The organism is Pseudomonas sp. KB_12 (genome assembly GCF_052114545.1).
Taxonomy (GTDB): Bacteria; Pseudomonadota; Gammaproteobacteria; order Pseudomonadales; family Pseudomonadaceae; genus Aquipseudomonas; species Aquipseudomonas brassicacearum.
Genome location: NZ_JBFREY010000017.1, coordinates 75,760 through 94,902, shown reverse-complemented (window position 1 = coordinate 94,902; position 19,143 = coordinate 75,760). Strand labels below are relative to the sequence as shown.

At 61.1% G+C, this 19,143-nt stretch carries 12 protein-coding genes; 7 read left to right on the top strand and 5 right to left on the bottom strand.

Translation table 11 applies throughout. The features are described 5' to 3' along the window. The first annotated feature begins 117 nt into the window (after positions 1–117). The 5 genes from AB4Z20_RS15965 (at position 118) to AB4Z20_RS15945 (ending at position 9,211) form a co-directional block, all read left to right on the top strand. Positions 118–1,800: a fatty acid--CoA ligase gene (locus AB4Z20_RS15965; protein WP_253471663.1), complete on the top strand. Its 1,683-nt coding sequence runs from the start codon at positions 118–120 to the stop codon at positions 1,798–1,800. 331 nt (positions 1,801–2,131) lie between these two features. After that, positions 2,132–4,003: a DUF1302 domain-containing protein gene (locus AB4Z20_RS15960; protein ID WP_253471664.1), complete on the top strand. Its 1,872-nt coding sequence runs from the start codon at positions 2,132–2,134 to the stop codon at positions 4,001–4,003. A gap of 25 nt (positions 4,004–4,028) precedes the next feature. Continuing rightward, positions 4,029–5,393, top strand: a complete 1,365-nt coding sequence (locus AB4Z20_RS15955) for a DUF1329 domain-containing protein (RefSeq protein ID WP_214511270.1) — start codon at positions 4,029–4,031, stop codon at positions 5,391–5,393. Between the two features lie 407 nt (positions 5,394–5,800). Beyond that, positions 5,801–8,536: a LuxR C-terminal-related transcriptional regulator gene (locus AB4Z20_RS15950; protein WP_442090222.1), complete on the top strand. Its 2,736-nt coding sequence runs from the start codon at positions 5,801–5,803 to the stop codon at positions 8,534–8,536. 174 nt (positions 8,537–8,710) lie between these two features. Further along, on the top strand, positions 8,711–9,211 hold the full coding sequence (locus AB4Z20_RS15945; protein WP_442090221.1) for a methylated-DNA--[protein]-cysteine S-methyltransferase: 501 nt from the start codon (positions 8,711–8,713) through the stop codon (positions 9,209–9,211). Positions 9,212–9,319: 108 nt separating this feature from the next. Here AB4Z20_RS15945 and AB4Z20_RS15940 read toward each other — a convergent pair whose 3' ends face one another. The 3 genes from AB4Z20_RS15940 to AB4Z20_RS15930 form a co-directional block, all read right to left on the bottom strand. Beyond that, a complete protein-coding gene (locus tag AB4Z20_RS15940) occupies positions 9,320–11,224 on the bottom strand; it encodes an alkaline phosphatase D family protein (RefSeq protein WP_442090220.1) in 1,905 nt (634 codons plus the stop codon). A 261-nt stretch (positions 11,225–11,485) separates the two neighbouring features. Next, the gene (locus AB4Z20_RS15935) at positions 11,486–12,481 is read right to left on the bottom strand and encodes a TRAP transporter substrate-binding protein (protein ID WP_253471671.1); all 996 of its coding nucleotides are present in this window, start codon (positions 12,479–12,481) and stop codon (positions 11,486–11,488) included. 450 nt (positions 12,482–12,931) lie between these two features. Beyond that, positions 12,932–13,981: a hypothetical protein gene (locus tag AB4Z20_RS15930; RefSeq protein ID WP_442090219.1), complete on the bottom strand. Its 1,050-nt coding sequence runs from the start codon at positions 13,979–13,981 to the stop codon at positions 12,932–12,934. A 117-nt stretch (positions 13,982–14,098) separates the two neighbouring features. On the opposite strand from AB4Z20_RS15930, the gene AB4Z20_RS15925 reads away from it, so the two are divergent. Further along, positions 14,099–14,470 carry a PH domain-containing protein gene (locus AB4Z20_RS15925; protein WP_024777581.1) on the top strand — a complete coding sequence of 124 codons (372 nt, stop codon included), beginning with the start codon at positions 14,099–14,101 and terminating at the stop codon, positions 14,468–14,470. A 239-nt stretch (positions 14,471–14,709) separates the two neighbouring features. Here AB4Z20_RS15925 and aceE read toward each other — a convergent pair whose 3' ends face one another. After that, the gene (gene aceE, locus AB4Z20_RS15920) at positions 14,710–17,379 is read right to left on the bottom strand and encodes a pyruvate dehydrogenase (acetyl-transferring), homodimeric type (RefSeq protein ID WP_442090218.1); all 2,670 of its coding nucleotides are present in this window, start codon (positions 17,377–17,379) and stop codon (positions 14,710–14,712) included. A 174-nt stretch (positions 17,380–17,553) separates the two neighbouring features. Between aceE and AB4Z20_RS15915 the strand changes: the two genes are divergently transcribed. Next, positions 17,554–18,006 (top strand): MarR family winged helix-turn-helix transcriptional regulator, encoded by a 453-nt coding sequence (locus AB4Z20_RS15915; protein WP_442090217.1) that lies wholly within the window; start codon positions 17,554–17,556, stop codon positions 18,004–18,006. An 11-nt stretch (positions 18,007–18,017) separates the two neighbouring features. On the opposite strand, the gene AB4Z20_RS15910 is transcribed toward AB4Z20_RS15915, so the two are convergent. Continuing rightward, positions 18,018–19,100, bottom strand: a complete 1,083-nt coding sequence (locus AB4Z20_RS15910; protein ID WP_442090216.1) for a transketolase-like TK C-terminal-containing protein — start codon at positions 19,098–19,100, stop codon at positions 18,018–18,020. Positions 19,101–19,143: the final 43 nt, after the last annotated feature.

The window sequence follows — 19,143 nt, the reverse complement described above, 5'->3', positions numbered from 1 at the left end:
CCCAAGGCTAGTATTTGCGTGCCAATCAAATCATTCCTTTGGCTGATTTGATCGGTGTATAAGCGCTCTAGAGTGCTAACTTCCAGCCAAGACCGTGCAGTCAGAAAAGGGACTCTTATGTTGCAGACTCGCGTTATTCCTCCAGCCGAAGGCGCCTATCAATACCCGCTGCTGATCAAGCGGCTGCTGATGTCCGGCACGCGTTACGAGAAAACCCGCGAGATCATCTACCGTGACCAGTTGCGCTACAGCTATCCGACGCTGATCGAACGGGTCGCGCGGCTGGCCAACGTGTTGACCGAGGCGGGGGTCAAGGCCGGTGATACCGTGGCGGTGATGGACTGGGACAGCCATCGCTACCTGGAATGCATGTTCGCGATCCCGATGATCGGTGCGGTGATCCACACCATCAATGTGCGCCTGTCACCGGAACAGATCCTCTACACCATGAACCACGCCGAGGACCGCTTCGTGCTGGTCAACAGCGAGTTCGTCGGCTTGTACCAGGCGATTGCCGGGCACCTGACCACGGTGGACAAGACCCTGCTGCTGACCGACCTGCCGGAAAAAACCGCCGACTTGCCGAACCTGGTGGGTGAATACGAGCAACTGCTGGCCGCCGCCGCCCCTACCTACGACTTCCAGGATTTCGACGAAAACTCCGTCGCCACCACGTTCTATACCACCGGCACCACCGGCAACCCCAAGGGCGTGTACTTCACCCATCGGCAACTGGTGCTGCACACCATGGGCGTGGCGACCATCATGGGGTCTATCGACAGCGTGCGGTTGCTGGGCACCAACGACGTGTACATGCCCATCACGCCGATGTTCCATGTCCACGCCTGGGGCCTGCCCTATGTCGCGACCATGCTCGGGCTCAAGCAGGTTTACCCGGGGCGCTACGATCCCGAATTCCTGGTCCAGCTGTGGCGCAAGGAAAAGGTCACCTTTTCCCATTGCGTGCCGACCATCCTGCAAATGGTCCTCAATTCCAAGGGGGCTCAGGACACCGATTTCGGCGGTTGGAAAATCGTCATCGGTGGCAGCGCCCTGAATCGCAGCCTGTACGAAGCGGCCAAGGCCCGGGGCATCCAGCTCACTGCCGCCTATGGCATGTCGGAAACCGGCCCGCTGGTGTCCTGTGCCCACCTCAACGATGAACTGATGGCCGGCAGCGAAGACGAACGCACCACCTACCGGATCAAGGCCGGTGTGCCGGGCCCGCTGGTGGAAGCGGCGATCGTCGACACCGAGGGGCGTTTCCTGCCGGCCGACGGCGAGACCCAGGGCGAACTGGTACTGCGCGCGCCGTGGCTCACCGAGGGCTATTTCAACGAGCCGCAGAAGGGCGCCGAGCTCTGGGCCGGAGGCTGGCTGCACACCGGTGACGTCGCCACGCTGGATAACATGGGCTTCATCGACATCCGTGATCGCATCAAGGACGTGATCAAGACCGGTGGCGAATGGATCTCGTCCCTGGACCTGGAAGACCTCATCAGCCGTCACGTGGCGGTACGCGAAGTAGCAGTGGTCGGCATTCCCGATCCGCAGTGGGGCGAGCGGCCGTTTGCCCTGCTGGTGATTCGCGAAGGGCATCAGATCGGGGCTCGTGAACTCAAGGAACACCTCAAGCCGTTCGTCGAGCTGGGGCACTTGAGCAAGTGGGCGATCCCGAGCCAGATAGCCCTTGTTACGGAAATTCCCAAGACCAGCGTCGGCAAGCTCGACAAAAAGCGCATCCGCGTCGACATCACCGAATGGCAGAGCAACAACAGCACCTTCCTCTCCACGCTTTAGGCCTTTTTGCCGTGCCCGAAAGGGCACGGCAGCCCCACCAAGCAAGCGCTTGACTTGTCAAACCGCAAATTTCAGCCATCCTTGCCGTGCCGACACCTGTCGGCCTGGCGAAAGGACTGTTCCAGAGTGGTTGAGGGCTGCAAATCACACTTTAGAGGGATCAAGCCGTACTACCTGCTGGCTATAGTCCGCTCACGGATTCTCAGGAACGGGGCGCACGCACGAAAGGGCGATGCGACCTTGATGGATGTCGGGACGCTGCCGCTCCCAGCCATCGAGGTGTTCTTGAAATGTCCACTGCCATAACAATAATGCACATGGAGTAGCGTCGATGACCTCAGCAACCACGTTCTGGCGCCGGGCAAAACTGCCTCTGGCGGTCAGTCTCGCCTCTTCGCTCGCCGGGCCAGCATTCGGCGTCAGTTTCAACATCGGTGAAATCGAAGGCCAGTTCGACTCGTCCCTGTCGGTCGGCGCGAGCTGGTCCACGGCCAACGCCAACAAGGACCTGATCGGTGTCAACAATGGCGGCAAGGGTTTGTCGCAGACCTCCGATGACGGCCACTTGAACTTCAAGCGCGGGGAAACCTTCTCGAAGATCTTCAAGGGCATCCATGACCTGGAACTGAAGTACGGCGATACCGGCGTGTTCGTGCGCGGCAAGTACTGGTACGACTTCGAACTCAAGGACGAAAACCGCCTGTACAAGGACATCAGCGACAACAACCGCAAGGAAGGCGCCAAGTCCTCCGGCGGACAGATTCTCGATGCATTCGTCTACCACAACTACGCCATCGCCGATCAGCCGGGTTCGGTCCGCCTGGGCAAACAAGTGGTCAGCTGGGGTGAAAGTACCTTCATCCAGGGCGGCATCAACTCCATCAACCCGGTCGACGTGTCCGCGTTCCGTCGCCCTGGTGCCGAGATCAAGGAAGGCCTGATCCCGGTCAACATGTTCTATGTGTCCCAGAGCCTGACCGATAATTTGTCGGCTGAAGCTTTCTACCAGTTGGAGTGGGACCAGACCGTTGTGGATAACTGCGGTACGTTCTTTTCCCAGCCGGATGTGATTGCTGATGGGTGTACCGATAATTTGCGGGTGTTGAGCAAGCGTTCCACGCTCCCAGCCGCCGCGTTGGGCCCAGCGGCCGCACTGGGTGTCGACGTCAACGAAGAAGGCGTACTGGTACGCCGCGGGCCGGATCGCGACGCCCGTGACAGTGGTCAGTGGGGCGCTTCGTTGAAGTACATGTTCGAGCCGCTGGACACCGAGTTCGGTGCCTACTTCATGAACTACCACAGTCGTGCGCCGATTTTCAGTGCCACGGGTGCCTCGCAGTCGGTCTACAACATAGCTGCAGGATTGCCCCCTCCGTTTGCCGGACTGGCGCCTCTGCTGGTTGCAGGCAACTCGCAATATTTCGTCGAATATCCGGAAGACATTCGCCTCTACGGCCTGAGCTTCTCCACGACGCTGCCTACCGGTACGGCGTGGAGCGGTGAATTGAGCTATCGCCCGAATGCACCGGTGCAATTGAGCACCACCGATATCCTGTTCGCCGGCGTTCGCCCGCTCGGTGGTCCTACGTTGGGCAATGCGTCGCTGCTCACGGGTGTGCCAGGCCAGGATCTGCATGGTTATCGCCGCAAGGAAATCACTCAGTTCCAGACCACCTTCACCCACTTCTTGGATCAGGTCATGGGCGCCAGTCGCCTCACACTGGTAGGTGAAGTCGGCGTTACTCATGTTGGAGGCTTGGAAAGCAAGTCGGACGTTCGCTACGGTCGTGACCCTGTCTTTGGTCCGGGTCAACTGCCCGCCGGAGCCTGTGACAGGCTCAACGGCGCTACCGCCGCAGGTGGCGGCCAGACCATCAACGACGTGAACAGCAACTGCAACAACGACGGCTTCACCACCTCCACCTCCTGGGGCTACCGCGCGCGCGCCATCTGGGAATACCCGGACGTCTTCGCGGGTGTGAACCTCAAGCCCAACGTGGCCTGGTCCCATGACGTCAAAGGCTACTCGCCAGGCCCTGGTGGCAACTTCGAAGAAGGCCGCAAAGCCGTCAGCCTCGGGCTGGATGCCGAGTACCAGAACACCTACAACGCCAGCCTGGCCTACACCAACTTCTTTGGTGGCGACTTCAGCACCGTGGACGATCGCGACTTCCTGGCGCTCAGCGTCGGCGTGACCTTCTAAGCACCGTATTTCAGGACGACACACTATGAAAATAACAAAGAATCTGTTGCAGGCCGGTGTTCTGGGGCTCTCCCTGCTGGCCGCCAGCGTCATGGCGGCAGTGCCTGCGGCCGAGGCCGATAAACTCGGCAAGAGCCTGACACCGATGGGCGCCGAGATGGCCGGCAATGCCGACGGCTCGATCTCGGCCTGGAAAGCCATGGCCAAGAATGCCGGCTCCGTGGACAGCAAGGGCTTTCTCGCCGACCCATACGCCAGTGAAAAACCGCTGTTCACCATCACCGCGCAGAACGTCGACCAGTACAAGGACAAGCTCGCGCCGGGCCAGTACGCGATGTTCAAGCGTTACCCGGAAACCTTCAAGATGCCGGTCTATCCGACCCATCGCGGTGCCACCGTGCCGGACGAGGTGTTCGCCTCCATCAAGAAAAACGCGGTCAACACCAAGCTGGTCTCCGGCGGCAACGGCCTGGAGAACTTCGAGACGGCCGTGCCGTTCCCGATTCCCCAGAGCGGCGTGGAAGTCATCTGGAACCACATCACCCGCTATCGTGGCGGCAGCGTGACGCGCCTGGTCACCCAGGCCACTCCACAGCCCAACGGTTCGTACAGCCTGGTGTACTTCCGCGACCAGTTCGTGTTCCGCGACAAGATGAAGGATTTCGATCCGGCCAACCCGGGCAACATCCTGTTCTACTTCAAGCAGCAAGTGACCGCGCCGGCGCGCCTGGCCGGTGGTGTGCTGCTGGTGCACGAAACCCTCGACCAGGTGAAGGAACCGCGTTCGGCGTGGGTCTACAACGCTGGTCAGCGCCGTGTGCGCCGTGCCCCGCAAGTGTCCTACGACGGCCCGGGTACCGCCGCCGACGGCCTGCGTACCTCCGATAACCTGGACATGTACAACGGCGCGCCGGACCGCTACGACTGGAAGCTGGAAGGCAAGAAAGAGCTGTACATCGCCTCCAACAGCTACAAGATCGATTCGCCGCAACTCAAGTACGCCGACATCCTCAAGGCCGGCCACATCAACCAGGACCTGGCACGCTACGAGCTGCGTCGTGTCTGGCACGTGACCGCGACGCTGAAGGAAGGCCAGCGCCACATCTACGCCAAGCGTGACTTCTTTATCGATGAAGACACCTGGCAAGCTGCGGTGATCGACCACTACGACGGCCGTGGCCAACTGTGGCGCGTGGCCGAGGCCCATGCCGAGAACTACTACGACAAGCAAGTGCCGTGGTACGCCCTGGAAACCCTCTACGACCTGCAGTCCGGCCGCTACCTGGCACTGGGCATGAAGAACGAAGAGAAATCGGCCTACGACTTCGGCTTCACCGCCACCACCGCCGATTTCACCCCGAACGCCCTGCGTCAGGACGGCATCCGCTAAACCGCTTTACCCGAGGCCGCATCCTCGAAGAAACGCCCCGACTGGTTCGGGGCTTTTTTTTGTTCGATCAGTCAACACAAAACCCTGTGGCGAGGGAGCTTGCTCCCGCTGGATTCTGTAGGAGCTGGCGAAGGCTCGGGCCGCGTTCGGACGATCTTTTGATCCTGATCTTTCGCTTTGAGATTCAAGTGTCTGGGGAAAGATCGCAGCCTCGTTGCACTCGACAGCTCCTACACAGCTCCTACAACCCAGCGGGAGCAAGAGCGGTGGCTGCCTGAGTTTTTTCAAATCGGTCGGCTTGTAGTCTTTTTGTAGCCATTTGTAGCACTCCCTTCAATACCTCCTCGTTTACCGCTAGTCTGCGGACATCTGCAACGCCGCCACCCGCCTTTCAACAAGAGCCGGCCATGACTGATTTGTCTTCACTTCCGGATTCTGCCCGCGCAGCCATCGCGGTACAGGACGGGCGTTTCTACCGCCCGCCCTTGCCCGACGGCCATGTCGTGCGGCCGCGGTTGTGCGAGCGTTTGAGCGCAGGGCTCGGAGGCCGGTTGCTGTTGGTCAGTGCCCCGGCGGGGTTCGGTAAAAGCTCCCTGGCGGTGGAGTTCTGCCAGAGCCTGCCGGCCCATTGGCAAAGCCTCTGGCTGGGGCTCAGCGCCCGGGACAACGATCCAGGCCGCTTCCTTGAACGGTTGCTCGAAGGGCTACAGGCCTTTTTCCCGCAACTGGGCGGTCGGGCGCTGGGGCTGCTGAAAATGCGCCAACGTCATCAACCCTTTGCCTTCGAAGAATGGCTCGACGGCCTGCTGGACGAACTGTCCACGCACTTATCGCCCCACGAGCCCTTGCTGCTGGTGCTCGACGATTACCACCTGGCCCAAAGCCCGGTGCTGGATCGCTGCCTGCAATTTTTCCTCAATCACCTGCCCGACGGGTTGCTGGTCCTCGTCACCAGCCGCCAGCGCCCGGACTGGCATCTGGCGCGCCTGCGCCTGTCGCGGCAACTGCTCGAACTCAATGAGCAGGACCTGCGCCTGACCCATGACGAAGCCTCGACGCTGCTTCAGCATCACAGCAGTTCGTTGCGCGGTGAGGCGCTGGAAAATCTTATCCGGCGCAGCGAAGGTTGGGTGGCCGGGTTGCGTTTCTGGTTGCTGGCCGCCTCCGAAGCCGGTCCCGAAGGCCTGCTGCCCCAGGCCTTGCACGGCGGCGAAGGGCTGATTCGCGATTATCTGCTTGAAGAGGTCATCGACTGCCTGCCCGCCGAGGTGCAGGCATTTCTCTACGACACGGCGCCTCAGGAGCGCTTTTGCAGCGAACTGTGCGACGCGGTGCGCGAGGCCCATGACAGCGCCGAAATCCTCCGCTACCTGGCGGCCCACCAGGTGTTCCTGGTACCGCTGGACGAGCACGGCCATTGGTACCGATACCACCACCTGTTTTCCGACCTGCTGCGCAGTCGCCCCAGCGCGCCGGCCATGGTCCCGGCCGCGACCCTGCACCTGCGGGCCTGTCGCTGGTTCAACGCCCAGGGCCTGATCGACGAAGCCGTGGAGCAGGCGCTGCGGGCCGGGCACCTGGACGTGGCGGCGAACCTGGTGCAGAACCTCTCGGAGGAGCAACTGCTGGCCGAGCAGAACGTCGGCATGTTGCTACGCTGGAAAATGGACTTGCCCGACAGCCTGCTCATCAGCACCCCGCGGCTGATCGTGCTCTACAGCTGGGCGTTGGGGCTGGCCTGCCAGTTGGACGCTGCCGAAGAGCTGGCGGCGCACTTGAGTCGTTTCCTGCCGGCTCCCTCGGCCACTGCGCAAAAATCCATGCTCGCCCAATGGCTGGCCCTGAGTGGGATCGTCGCCCGTGGCCGGGGGGATCGCGAGGCCACCGTGCGGTATTGCAGCGAAGCTTTGGAGAGCCTGCCGCAAAAACGCTACGGCCAGCGCCTGATGTGCCTGTCCACACTGTCGAACCTGGCGATTGCCGACGGCGACCTGTGGCGCGCCCGGAACCTGAACCGCGATTCCCTGGAGCTGGCGCAACGGGTCGGTAATCCACTGTTCGAGGCCCTGGCCCATTACGATCGTGCCCGCGTCCTGCAGGCGCGGGGAGAGATCCTGCGGGCGCTGGATGAAGTGCACCAGGGCCTGCAACGTTTGCACAAGCTGTCGCCCCAGCGGCTTTATGCGGTGCGGGCGCGCTTGATCATGTACGAAGGTTTTTTGCTGACCTTGCGCATGCAGCCCCAGGTTGGCCTTGCGCGGCTACAGGCGGGTCTCACCGAAGCCCGCGCCTGCCGCGACATCAGCGTGCTGATCGGCCATTGCGTGATCGCGCGTATCGAAGGCTACAGCGGCGAGTTCGCCCGGGCCTTCGCCGAACTGGCGGAAGCCGAGCGGCTGATGCATATCTGGGACGTTCCGCCGATCTACTATCTGGCGATGATCACCCTGGTCAAGTGCGAACTCTGGTTGGCCCAAGGCCGCACCGACCTGGCCGAAGCCTGGCTGGCCCGGCTGGGCCAGACCTACACGGGCGAACGGGCCGCCGCACCACCGGAATTCCACCCGCAACTGCCGCTGCATGTCGAGTTGCAACAGGCGGTGCTGGAGTCCATCCGAGGCCAACCGATACTCGCGCAAGGACGGCTCGATGCCTTGCTTGAACACGGTCAGCAAAGTGGCCGGCAGATGCTCAGCGTGATGGCGCTCAATCAGAAAGTCGCCTTGCTGCTGAGCATAGGGCGTGAACCCGAAGCCCGTCGCACCCTGGCCCAGGCTTTCGAAGCTGCCAGCGGCGGAGTATTGCAGCCCTTCGAGTGGTTGTTCGGCGAGCACCGTGAATGGTTGCGCGAACAGCTGCTGCAAGCACCGCCCAGTACCTTGCGCGAGCACCTGCTCGAACGCCTGCCCTCGACGGTGGCCCAGCCTGCCGACCCGGCGGCGCCGGTCGAAACCCTCAGCAGTCGCGAGCGGGCGGTGTTGCAGTTGATTGCCCAAGGGTGCTCGAACCAGGAAATCAGCGAGCAGTTGTTTATCTCGCTGCACACCGTCAAGACCCATGCCAGCCACATCAACAGCAAACTCGGCGTCGAGCGCCGCACCCAGGCGGTGGCGCGGGCGAAGGCGTTGGGGTTGTTGGGCTGAGCAAGATTTGGGAGCGGTGAGAAAAATCTGTGGCGAGGGAGCTTGCTCCCGCTGGGCTGCGAAGCAACCCCCCAACTAATAACCTGACACACCGCGGTGCCAAGTGTAGGGTCGCCTCGCAACCCAACGGGAGCAAGCTCCCTCGCCACAAAGGCTTTGACAAGGAATCCCTCGATGTTGCCCCAGTACAAAACCATCCAATCCCCCGTTGGCCAACTGATCCTCGTCGCCCGGAAGACACGGCTGGCGGCCATCCTCTGGGAAAACGAGCGGCTCAATCGGGTGCGGCTGGGGCCTTTGGAGGAGGACACCCAGCATCCGGTCCTCAAGGAAACCGAGCGTCAGTTGCTGGAATACTTCGCCGGCCAGCGCCGTCGTTTCGAGCTGGAGCTGGACTTCGCGGGCACTGATTTCCAGGTGCGGGTCTGGCAAGCCCTGTTGACGATCCCCTTTGGCGAAACCCGCAGCTACCGCGACATCGCCATCCAGATTGGCCAACCGACGGCGGTCCGGGCGGTCGGCGCCGCCAATGGCCGCAACCCCATCTCGATCATCGCCCCGTGTCACCGCGTCATCGGCAGTTCCGGCAGCCTTACCGGCTTCGCTGGCGGCCTGGCGGCGAAACAGTTGCTGCTCAGCCTTGAAGGCCAGCAGAGCCTGCAATTGGCGTTCTGACCTGCCACCTCCCCTGTGGGAGCGAGCTTGCTCGCGATAGCGGAGTGTCAGCTTGCGAAAATACTGATCATGCCGCCGTCATCGCGAGCAAGCTCGCTCCCACAGATTTCAGGCTGATGGGGATTTGGGCGGCCGCATCCGCGTGGGCGGTTGGCCGTTGGCGTTGTGCTGGTAGATCTTCGCGGGCTGCCCTTGTTCATTGAAGAACACCTGGCCAATGCCGGCGCTGTTCCACAGCCGCTCACCGGCCTCGGCGTGTTCCGGGGTGTGAGGGACGATGCGCATGCTGCGGCGCTTGGTGAACCAGTTCAGGGGCGAGCGCGGCGAATAGAGCCAGCGGTTCAGGCGATCGAACCATTCCAGCAGCGCAGGGGGAAATTCATTCTTGATGCCACTGCTGGTGATCTGCCAAATGCGCGGACCGCCCTTGCGGTGTGGGATCAATACTTCGTAAACGAAGGAATAATGCACGTCCCCGGACAGCACCACGTAATTACCAGGCGTACGCGAGTGGCGGAAAATGTTCAGGATCACCTGGGCAGCGCCGCGATGGGCCATCCAGTTTTCCGCATCCACCAGCAGCGGATAACCGCACCAACTGAACACCCGCTGCACAGTCTCGATCAGCTTCACACCGAAGATCGGCGCCGGTGAGACGATAATCGCCGACGGGTGATCCAGCAATTCCTGCTGCAACTCGCTCAGGGCTTCCCAATCCAGCAGGCCGGAAGGTTGCTTGAGGTTGTTCTCGCTGCGCCAGCGGCGGGTGCGGGTGTCGAGCACCACCAGGGCCGGGGTGCTCGGCAGCACGTAATGCCATTGCTGGAAACCCAGCAGGGTGTCGATCAGTTGGTCCTGGGGTTCGCTGTCGAGGTAACGGTCCCGGGCGGTGTCGCTCAGGGCCAAGGTTTGCGGGAGCACGTCAGCGAAGGCATCCGGGTTGTTGCCCCAGCCCTGGCAGAGCATGTAGGCGATCAACGCATTGCCGATGATGCGTTTGGAGAACGGATGGCCGTAGGCCGTTTCCTCCCACTGCGCAGACAGGTTCCAGTCATCGGTAATGTCGTGGTCGTCGAAAATCATCAGGCACGACAGGTGTGCAAACACTCGCGCCACGCCGCCCAGCCCGGTCTTGAACGCCACGATGCGCTGCTGTTCCAGGTCGTAGCGCTGGCGCCGTTCCACGGTCAGTTCGGGCGGTTGCACCGCGATCAACGTCCAGGGCACGGGCGACCACACCAGCAGGTACATCGCCATGACCTCGGCGAAGGTCACCAGGTGATTGTCGGCGCTGCTGCTGGTGAAAATCGGCTTGCGGGCCCCGCCGAAAAATCGTTCGCGCAGGGTTTCGTTACTCTCATGTGCGGGCAACAAATCGGCACGATGGTAATAACTGGCCGGGTGCTGATAGAGCTTGGCGCTGTCTTCCACCACGGCACCGTCCAGGCATTCCTCGAACAGCCCCAAGCATTCGATCAGCGCATGAATCGCCCGCAACATGGGCCCGGCAACGTCGTCGGCATAGACCTGGTCGCCGCTCATCATCAGCAATGCCGGGCGTTGCTCAGGGGCTTGCGCCAACAGCCGATCGACGCATAGCAGGCCGTCGTTGGCTGGGTAATGGGGTTTGCGGCAAGAGCCGTGGACCAGTTGCTCGATGCGCGAATGCAGCATGAAATTCGGGCACTGTGCGCCGTCATACAGCAGGTGCGGCGCCCATTCGGCGATGGGCGCGCCGTTCACCAGCAAGTCGTAGTCAATCGTCACGTCCCGGGGCAGGGGGCTGTCGAGCCGCACATCGATCAAGTGTACAAACGCCCGCTGCCCCACCGGCACCACGGTGCAGCGCGTCGCATCCAGTGCAAGATCGCCCACGCCGGCCACGCGCAACGTCAACGCCAATGCTCGCGTGCCCACCAGCCACATCACCAGCCGCGTGGGCTCCAGCCGTCGCAACAGTGGACCGACCAGGACGGCGGGCAGGGTGGGGGTGTCGGAGGTGGACGGTAGCATTCGTGGGTAAAAGCTCTGTTCAGGGAGAGGCGGGGATCATAACGCAATGTGCTGGGTTGCTGGGGACGGGGAGGCATTGTGGCAACCCTGCTTTTGTGGCGAGGGAGCTTGCTCCCGCTGGGGCGCGCAGCGCCCCTAAAACCTGACAACGCGGTGTGTCAGGCAAATATTTGGGGGCTGCTGCGCAGCCAGCGGGAGCAAGCTCCCTCGCCACAGATAGTGTTCAGCCAGGGGCACCAAGTTACCCCCGGCCTTGTTACATCATTGGACCTTGTTTGAAGCCTCCGCCGCCTTGATCAAATCCGGCCCGATTTGAGTTTCAAACTTGGCCCATACCGGCTTCATCTTCTCGCGCCAGGCATTTCGCTGCTCCGGTGTGAGGGTAATGATTTCGGTGGTCTTGGCATCGAGTACATGCTGCTTATCCAGCTGGTTGAACCGCTCCGCTTCCTGGTTGGCATGGGCGGTGGACTCGACCACGATCTTGTCCAGTTCGCTGCGAATATCCGGCGGCAGGCCGTTCCAGAAGTCCGAGGTGGTGATCAACATGTAGTCGAGTATGCCGTGGTTGGACTCGGTGACGTATTTCTGCACTTCATTGAGTTTCTGGTTGTAGAAGTTCGAATAGGTGTTTTCCGTGCCGTTGACCAAACCGGTGCGCAAACCCTGGTACACCACTGAGAAAATCATCGGTTTAGCCTTGGCGTCCACCGCCTTGAACTGTTCCTCCAGCACTGCGGAGGTCTGGATCCGGAACGTCAGGCTGCGGGCATCCTCGGGTGTGCGCAGGGGCTTGTTGGCCGATAGCTGCTTCATGCCGTTGTGCCAATAGGCCAGGCCGGTGATGTTCTTGCTTTCCATGGACTTGAGCAGCTTCTGGCCCTCGGGGCTCTGCTGAAAACGGTCCACGGCGGCGATGTCGTCGAATAAAAACGGTAAGTCGAACAACTGCACGGTCTTGGTGTACTGATCGAACTTGGCCAGCGACCGCGCAATGATCTGCACTTCCCCGAGGAGCAAGGCTTCCAACTCCTTGTCATCGCCATACAGCGTGGAGTTGGGGTACACCTCGACCTTCACCTTGCCCGGCAGCCGCTCTTCCGCCAGCTTCTTGAACATCAACGCGCCCTGGCCCTTGGGCGTTTGGTCACCTACCACGTGGGAGAATTTGATGACGATCGGCTCGGCCGCCACCACCGTGCCCCACGCCCCAAAAGCCAGCGTGCAGGCAAGCGCTTTCCACATAGGTTTGAGCATTGCGAAGTTCCCTTTGCATTTTATATTTATCGTACGGGTCTCTTCGAAACCCGACGTACAGCAAACAGCGATAAGTCTAGGAGAAAAATCACCCGTCGCAGGGTTCACAGATCTTATGCCCGCCGCAATCCTCTTGTGGGAGCGAGCCTGCTCGCGAAGACGGCGGCACATTCAGCATCACCGGCCCGGGCAGACCGCTATCGCGAGCAAGCTCGCTCCCACAATTTTGATCTCGGCTGTTCACTGATCCTGGGCCCACCGCAATCCCCTGTGGGAGCGAGCTTGCTCGCGATGACGGCGGTACATTCAGCATCACCGGCCCGGGCAGACCGCTATCGCGAGCAAGCTCGCTCCCACAGTTTTTGATCTCGGGTGTTTGCAAATGCTGCGTCCAGCACCAACCCCCTGTGGGAGCGAGCTTGCTCGCGAAGACGGTGGCCCATCCTCTTGCTAGTTGCGCTTCCAGCACTCCGCAAACCGCGCACATACCCCGTAACGCTCATCCATCTGCGCCATCCTCTCCAGGTGATGACCTACCGCTTCGACCATCACCCCATTCCCGATCCGGAAGTACTCCACCATCATCGCGACGTCCAGGTCGACCTCGGCTTTTTCCGGTTTGGCGTTGGCGGTTTTGGGCAACGCCCACTGCTCCAACTGCTCGTCCTTCAACTGCCGCAGGCGGGTCTGGTATTCGTCCTTGAAGCGTTCCATCGAGTGCGCCTTGTTCTGCGCCATGTCATCGCCAAACGTCTTCAGGTTTTCCCGGTACAGCGTCCAGTAGTCAGCCGGCAGCTCGAAGCCGAGCTTGGCCTTGCGTTCGCTGATCAGGGTGTCCAGCTTCTCTGGCGAATAAGGCTCGACTTTTTCCTTGGCCGGATCGCTCTTCACCGTGACGACCAGGCTTTTATCGATGACTCGGTTCATCAGCTCCAAGCGATGGGGCGTGTCCGGGTAGATCTTGGGGAACAGCGCATTGCGACCAGCGCAGGCGGGAAAGTCTTTTTTCAGGAGCGGGATCGGTGTGCGCACGTCCTTGCCGTCGATCCGTTGCAAGCGTTGCAACCGAGTCAGGCAGAAGTTCTTCTCGGACTTGAACGTCACCTCGTACTCGGCATTGGCCTCGGGCGTAAAATTGAAGCCCTTGCCGCACACGGCATAACCGCTGTTCATGTTGGTGCGCAGGTGAATCTGCTCACCGGGCTTGAGCTTGACCTCCAAATAACCCCTGGCATCCTTGGGTGCCGGAACGCTCATCCCCACCCGCCGCGCGGTATCGCTCAGCAGCATATTGTTGAGAATGCCGGTGGTTTGCCCGTCGCAATGGGCCGCGTCGAAATAATCCAGCGTGGCGTTGCTGGTATTGGCGACGAACCGCAACTTGGCGGCGTCTGGTTCGATGGCATCGGGATAAGTGCCATTGACGCTGCAGCCGCCGAGCAATACAAACAACGCGGACAATGCTAACAACGGGGCAGGACAGTGAGGCAGGGCGAGCATAGGTCAACCTTGAAGGATCGATAAAGTCGGCGAATGCTACTAAAGTGCCACTATTGCGTCCATCACCTGCCGCCGGGCTGTAGGCAATACCCTCTTCTTCTCGACAAGGACTTATGGATGATCGACTTCAACAACAAAGGCTTCTTCAAGCTCAAGCAAAACGACGAATACGCCGAACGTGTCACGGCCCTGCTACTGGACGGTGAACAGGTCATCGACGCTTATAAATCCATGCGCGACGGTGTGGTTTTCACCAACAAACGCATCATCGCGGTGAACGTACAGGGCATCACCGGCAGCAAAAAAGACTTCACCTCCTTGCCCTACAAAAACATCGTCGCCTACTCGGTCGAAACCTCCGGCACCTTCGACCTGGACTCTGAACTGGAGATCTACTTTTCATCCCTGGGCAAAGTGAAATTCGAATTCACCGGCAAGACCGGCATTGTGGAAATCTCCAAGGTGATCTCCAAACACCTCCTGGCCTGATCGGCAAACTCAGTGTCCACCGCCAATCCCCTGTGGGAGCGGGTGTTTGCAAATGCAGCGTTCACCACCGCCCCTCCTGTGGGAGCGAGCTTGCTCGCGATGACGGCGGCACAGCCAACATCACCGTCTCAGACAGACCGCCTTCGCGAGCAGGCTCGCTCCCACAGTTTTGATCTCGGATGCTTGCAAATACGGCGTTCACCACCGACCCCGGGGACGCCGCTGCAAGCGGGAAGGGCTCAAACCGCTGTCGGGTTCTGTTTCTCCGGGTCAATGCCATAAAGCACAATCGCCTCGGCGACTTTTTCCCGCGCTATCGCCCCGTCATCGGCCAGCGCCTTCAAGGCCGCCAATACGATGAAATGGCGATCCACTTCGAAGAACCTGCGCAGCGATTCACGGGTGTCCGACTGGCCAAAGCCGTCGGTGCCCAAGGCCACGAAGCGGCGTTTGGGCACGAACGGGCGGATCTGGTCAGCGAATATCTTCATGTAGTCGGTCGCGACCACCACCGGCCCCTGCTTATCCAGCAAGCAGCTTTCAACATGGCTGATACGAGGTACCTGCTGTGGATGGAGCAGGTTCCAGCGTTCGGCATCCTGGCCGTCCCGACGCAGTTCGGTCAGGCTGGTGACGCTCCACACTTCGCTGCTGACGCCGAAGTCCTGCTCCAGCAACTGCGCGGCGGCGGCGACTTCGCGCAGGATCGAACCGCAGCCCATGAGTTGCACATGCTTGCCTTCGTTGGGCTGCGCAGGGGCTGAGAGCCGGTACATGCCTTTCAGAATATCTTGCTCGACCCCTTCGGGCATGGGCGGATGGGCATAGTTTTCGTTGAGCAGGGTGATGTAGTAATAAATGTCCTCGTTGTCGACATACATTCGCCGCATGCCGTCCTGGATGATCACCGCCAGTTCATAGGCGTAGGTCGGGTCGTAGGACACGCAGCAGGGGATGGTGGAGGACAGCACATGGCTGTGGCCGTCGTCATGTTGCAGGCCTTCGCCCATCAATGTGGTTCGGCCGGACGTGGCGCCGAGCAGGAACCCCCGGGCGCGGGCATCGCCAGCGGCCCAGGCGAGGTCGCCGACGCGCTGGAAGCCGAACATCGAGTAGAAAATGTAGAAGGGCACCGTCATCACGCCATGGGTGCTGTAGGAAGTGCTCGCGGCAATCCACGAAGAAATCCCGCCGGACTCGTTCAACCCCTCCTGCATGATCTGGCCATCCCGGGCTTCCTTGTAATAGCTCAACTGGCCGGCGTCTTGCGGCGTATACAGCTGGCCGACGTGGGAGTGGATACCGATCTGGCGGAACAGGCTTTCCATACCGAAAGTGCGTGATTCGTCCGGGACGATCGGCACGATCAGCTTGCCGATGTTCGGGTCCTTGAGCAGCGTGCCGAGGATGCGCACGAAGGCCATGGTGGTGGAGATCGCCCGCTCGCCGGTGCCTTTGAGCTGGGTGTCCAAGGTCGATAATGGCGGGATCTGCAAAGGCTCCACCGCACTGAAGCGCGCAGGCACGTAGCCGCCCAACTGAGTGCGCCGGGCTTGCAGGTAAAGCGCTTCGACGCTGTCCGCTGCCGGCTTGAGATAGGGCATGTCGCCCAGTTGATCATCCGTGAGGTCCAGGCCGAAACGATCACGGAACGCCTTGACCGCGTCCTCGCCCATCTTCTTGAGTTGGTGGTTGATGTTCTGGCCTTCGCCCGCTTCGCCCATGCCGAAGCCTTTCACGGTTTTCGCCAGGATGACCGTAGGCCCGCCGGTGTGGCGCATGGCGGCGGCGTAGGCGTTGTAGACCTTCTCCGGGTCATGGCCGCCGCGCGACAGCTTCCAGATGTCGTCATCGCTCAGGTCACTGACCAGCGCCTGCAACTCGGGGTATTTGCCGAAGAAATGCTCTCGCACATAGGCGCCGTTCTGGGACTTGTAGTTCTGATAGTCGCCGTCGACGCACTCCATCATCCGCTGGCGTAGCAGGCCGGTCTTGTCCTTTTCCAACAGCGCATCCCAACCGCTGCCCCAGATCACCTTGATGACGTTCCAGCCGGCTGCGCGGTACAGGCTTTCGAATTCCTGGATCACCTTGCTGTTGCCGCGCACCGGTCCGTCGAGGCGCTGCAAGTTGCAGTTGACGACAAAAATGATGTTGTCGAGCTTCTCCCTGCCCGCGAGGGAAATTGCCGCCAGCGATTCCGGCTGGTCCATTTCACCGTCACCGAGGAACGCCCAGACTTTACGCCCCTGATGTTCCTTCAGCCCGCGATCTTCCAGGTAACGCATGAACCGCGCCTGGTAGGCGGCGGTGATCGGCCCGAGCCCCATGGACACCGTGGGGAACTGCCAGAAATCCGGCATGAGCCTTGGGTGCGGATAGGACGAAACACCGTCGCGGTCGGCCTCGCGGCGGAAGTTGTCCAGCTGTGCTTCGTCCAGGCGACCTTCCAGATAGGCGCGCCCGTAGATGCCCGGCGAGGAGTGGCCCTGGATGTACACCATGTCGCCACCGAACTGCTCGGTGCGGCCACGGAAGAAGTGCTCGAAGCCCACATCGTAGAGAACGGCCGCCGAGGCATAGGAGGCGATGTGCCCACCCACGTTCGAATGCTTGCCGGCGCGCAACACCATGGCCAGTGCGTTCCAGCGGATATAGGCATTGATCCGACGCTCCACGGCCAGGTCGCCGGGGTAGGGCTGTTGACGCTCGACCGGGATCGTATTGACGTAAGGCGTCGTCACGCGCCCGTAGAAATTACCGTGGCGGTTGGCGTCGAAATCCAGCATCTGGTCAATCAGGTAGTGGGCGCGAGACCGCCCCTCGACGCTCGCCACCGATTCAATGGATTCGAGCCATTCGCGAGTCTCTTGTGGATCCTCGTCGAGAAACATGGATTGTTGTGCCATCGTTGTCGTCTCCTGGACAGTGCTGCAGCACCGAGTCGTTTGGTGCCTGACTAAGGGGCGTGGGTCGACGCCAACCTTCGAGAATTTTGTAGTTGCACTTGCAACTACGTGCGAGAACTTAGCCTGCCGCGCGCTACAATTGCAACTAAATCGATTTCTTGAGAAAGGTGCTGCATGTCTTCCAGCGAGCCGGATACCTGGTTCAGATTCGTCAGGGCCCACCGTTGCCTGATCCGCGAAATCGAGCGTCGGCTGGCGGCCGCCGGGCTGCCGGCCTACGCGTGGTACGACGCGTTATGGGGCCTGGAGAGCGGTCCCGACGGCGCACGGCGCATGAGCGAACTGGCCGATGTCATGGCCATCGAACGCTACAACCTCACCCGCCTGGTGGACCGCCTGGAGGCCGAAGGCCTGGTCACCCGCAGCCGTGCCAGCGATGACGGTCGAGGTGCGTACGCCGCCATCACCGAGAGCGGGAAGGTATTGCGCAAAAAGATGTGGAACATTTACGAAGGGGCGGTGGACGAATTGTTCTTGGCGCAATTCGATGACGCACAGCAGCGCGTCTTCAGCGACGCGCTGGAGCGAGCGGCCAGTGCCGCGCGCAACAGCGGACGAGCGCGCTGACGCCGGCCTGCTCATCCCAACTGATACCGCGCCATGGCCTGTTCGACATGTGCCTGGGTGATGGCGCCCTCCTGAACCAAGGCTTGCAGGGCCAGTACCACGATCCAGTGCTTATCCACCTTGCCCATGGCCGGGCCGGTCGAGTCAGCGCCGAGCGCCACGAACCGTGATCTGACATGGGCTCCGATCTGCTCGGCGACATGCTGGGCATACCCGGTCACGGCCACCACCGGCCAGTCTTCGGTGTCGAGGCAATCGAGCAAATGCGCCGACCGTCGCGGCATCCCCGGATGCAAGCGATTCCAACGTTGTGTTTTGTCTGCGTCGCGGGCCAGGCGGGTGTAGCTGGGGCAACTCCACAACTCGCTGGCGACGCCCCAGTCGTCGCGCAACATGTGCGCCGCCGCTATCACCGACTGCAAGGCCAACCCTGCACCCAGCAAGCGCACCCGAGGAAGCGCTGAATCGGTATCGATCCCGGCGAGCCTGTACATGCCCTTGAGGGCCTGGCTCGCGCAGAGGTGCTCGGTGGGCGCGATGAAGTCATCAGGTTGGTCGTGAAGCGCCATGTAGTAAAAGCCGTCATTGCCTTCCACATACAAACTTTGCAAAGCCGCCAGCGCAATGGCGTGCGCCTCGGCACCACTGGCGGGGTCGAACGGCAGGCATTGCGGGTTGGCGACCAACCAGAGCGGTACCCAGGGATGGGCGCCCTTGGGCCAGCGCGAAGGCGAGGTCTCTATGTCATTGCACAAAATGCCCCGGTTGGCCGATTCATTGGACAGTGCGCAAAGCTCGGCCGACGTCGCGGAACGGGTCAGGTACAGCAGTGGTTTTTCACTGGCGCGGGCCGTGGCGCTGAAGCGCAGGGGCCAGGCGCTGATAAGCGATTGCTTGATGTCGTCCGACCGCAGGTGGGGGCGTATGACCCAGATATTTTGGGCGGCGCCCGAATCACTTTCCAATCGGTTGGCAATATCGATCATGGTGCAGAGCGGAGATGCGCAAGCCGTGTACGTTCGGATTTTTTCGATGCAGACCTGAGCCGCTCGCCCTGTGTCAGGTGTTTTTTTGAAAGTGGAAAAACCGATCATGAACCAAGGCGCTCCGTGCATTGGGTAATGCCGGGACCATACT

Excerpts from the sequence above, each read along its gene's own strand:
- AB4Z20_RS15910 (WP_442090216.1), bottom strand. The coding sequence starts at position 19,100 with ATGATCGGTTTTTCCACTTTCAAAAAAACACCTGACACAGGGCGAGCG.
- AB4Z20_RS15960 (WP_253471664.1), top strand. The coding sequence starts at position 2,132 with ATGACCTCAGCAACCACGTTCTGGCGCCGGGCAAAACTGCCTCTGGCG.
- AB4Z20_RS15955 (WP_214511270.1), top strand. The coding sequence starts at position 4,029 with ATGAAAATAACAAAGAATCTGTTGCAGGCCGGTGTTCTGGGGCTCTCC.
- AB4Z20_RS15935 (WP_253471671.1), bottom strand. The coding sequence starts at position 12,481 with ATGCTCAAACCTATGTGGAAAGCGCTTGCCTGCACGCTGGCTTTTGGG.
- AB4Z20_RS15925 (WP_024777581.1), top strand. The coding sequence starts at position 14,099 with ATGATCGACTTCAACAACAAAGGCTTCTTCAAGCTCAAGCAAAACGAC.
- AB4Z20_RS15945 (WP_442090221.1), top strand. The coding sequence starts at position 8,711 with ATGTTGCCCCAGTACAAAACCATCCAATCCCCCGTTGGCCAACTGATC.
- aceE (WP_442090218.1), bottom strand. The coding sequence starts at position 17,379 with ATGGCACAACAATCCATGTTTCTCGACGAGGATCCACAAGAGACTCGC.
- AB4Z20_RS15950 (WP_442090222.1), top strand. The coding sequence starts at position 5,801 with ATGACTGATTTGTCTTCACTTCCGGATTCTGCCCGCGCAGCCATCGCG.
- AB4Z20_RS15940 (WP_442090220.1), bottom strand. The coding sequence starts at position 11,224 with ATGCTACCGTCCACCTCCGACACCCCCACCCTGCCCGCCGTCCTGGTC.
- AB4Z20_RS15930 (WP_442090219.1), bottom strand. The coding sequence starts at position 13,981 with ATGCTCGCCCTGCCTCACTGTCCTGCCCCGTTGTTAGCATTGTCCGCG.
- AB4Z20_RS15915 (WP_442090217.1), top strand. The coding sequence starts at position 17,554 with ATGTCTTCCAGCGAGCCGGATACCTGGTTCAGATTCGTCAGGGCCCAC.
- AB4Z20_RS15965 (WP_253471663.1), top strand. The coding sequence starts at position 118 with ATGTTGCAGACTCGCGTTATTCCTCCAGCCGAAGGCGCCTATCAATAC.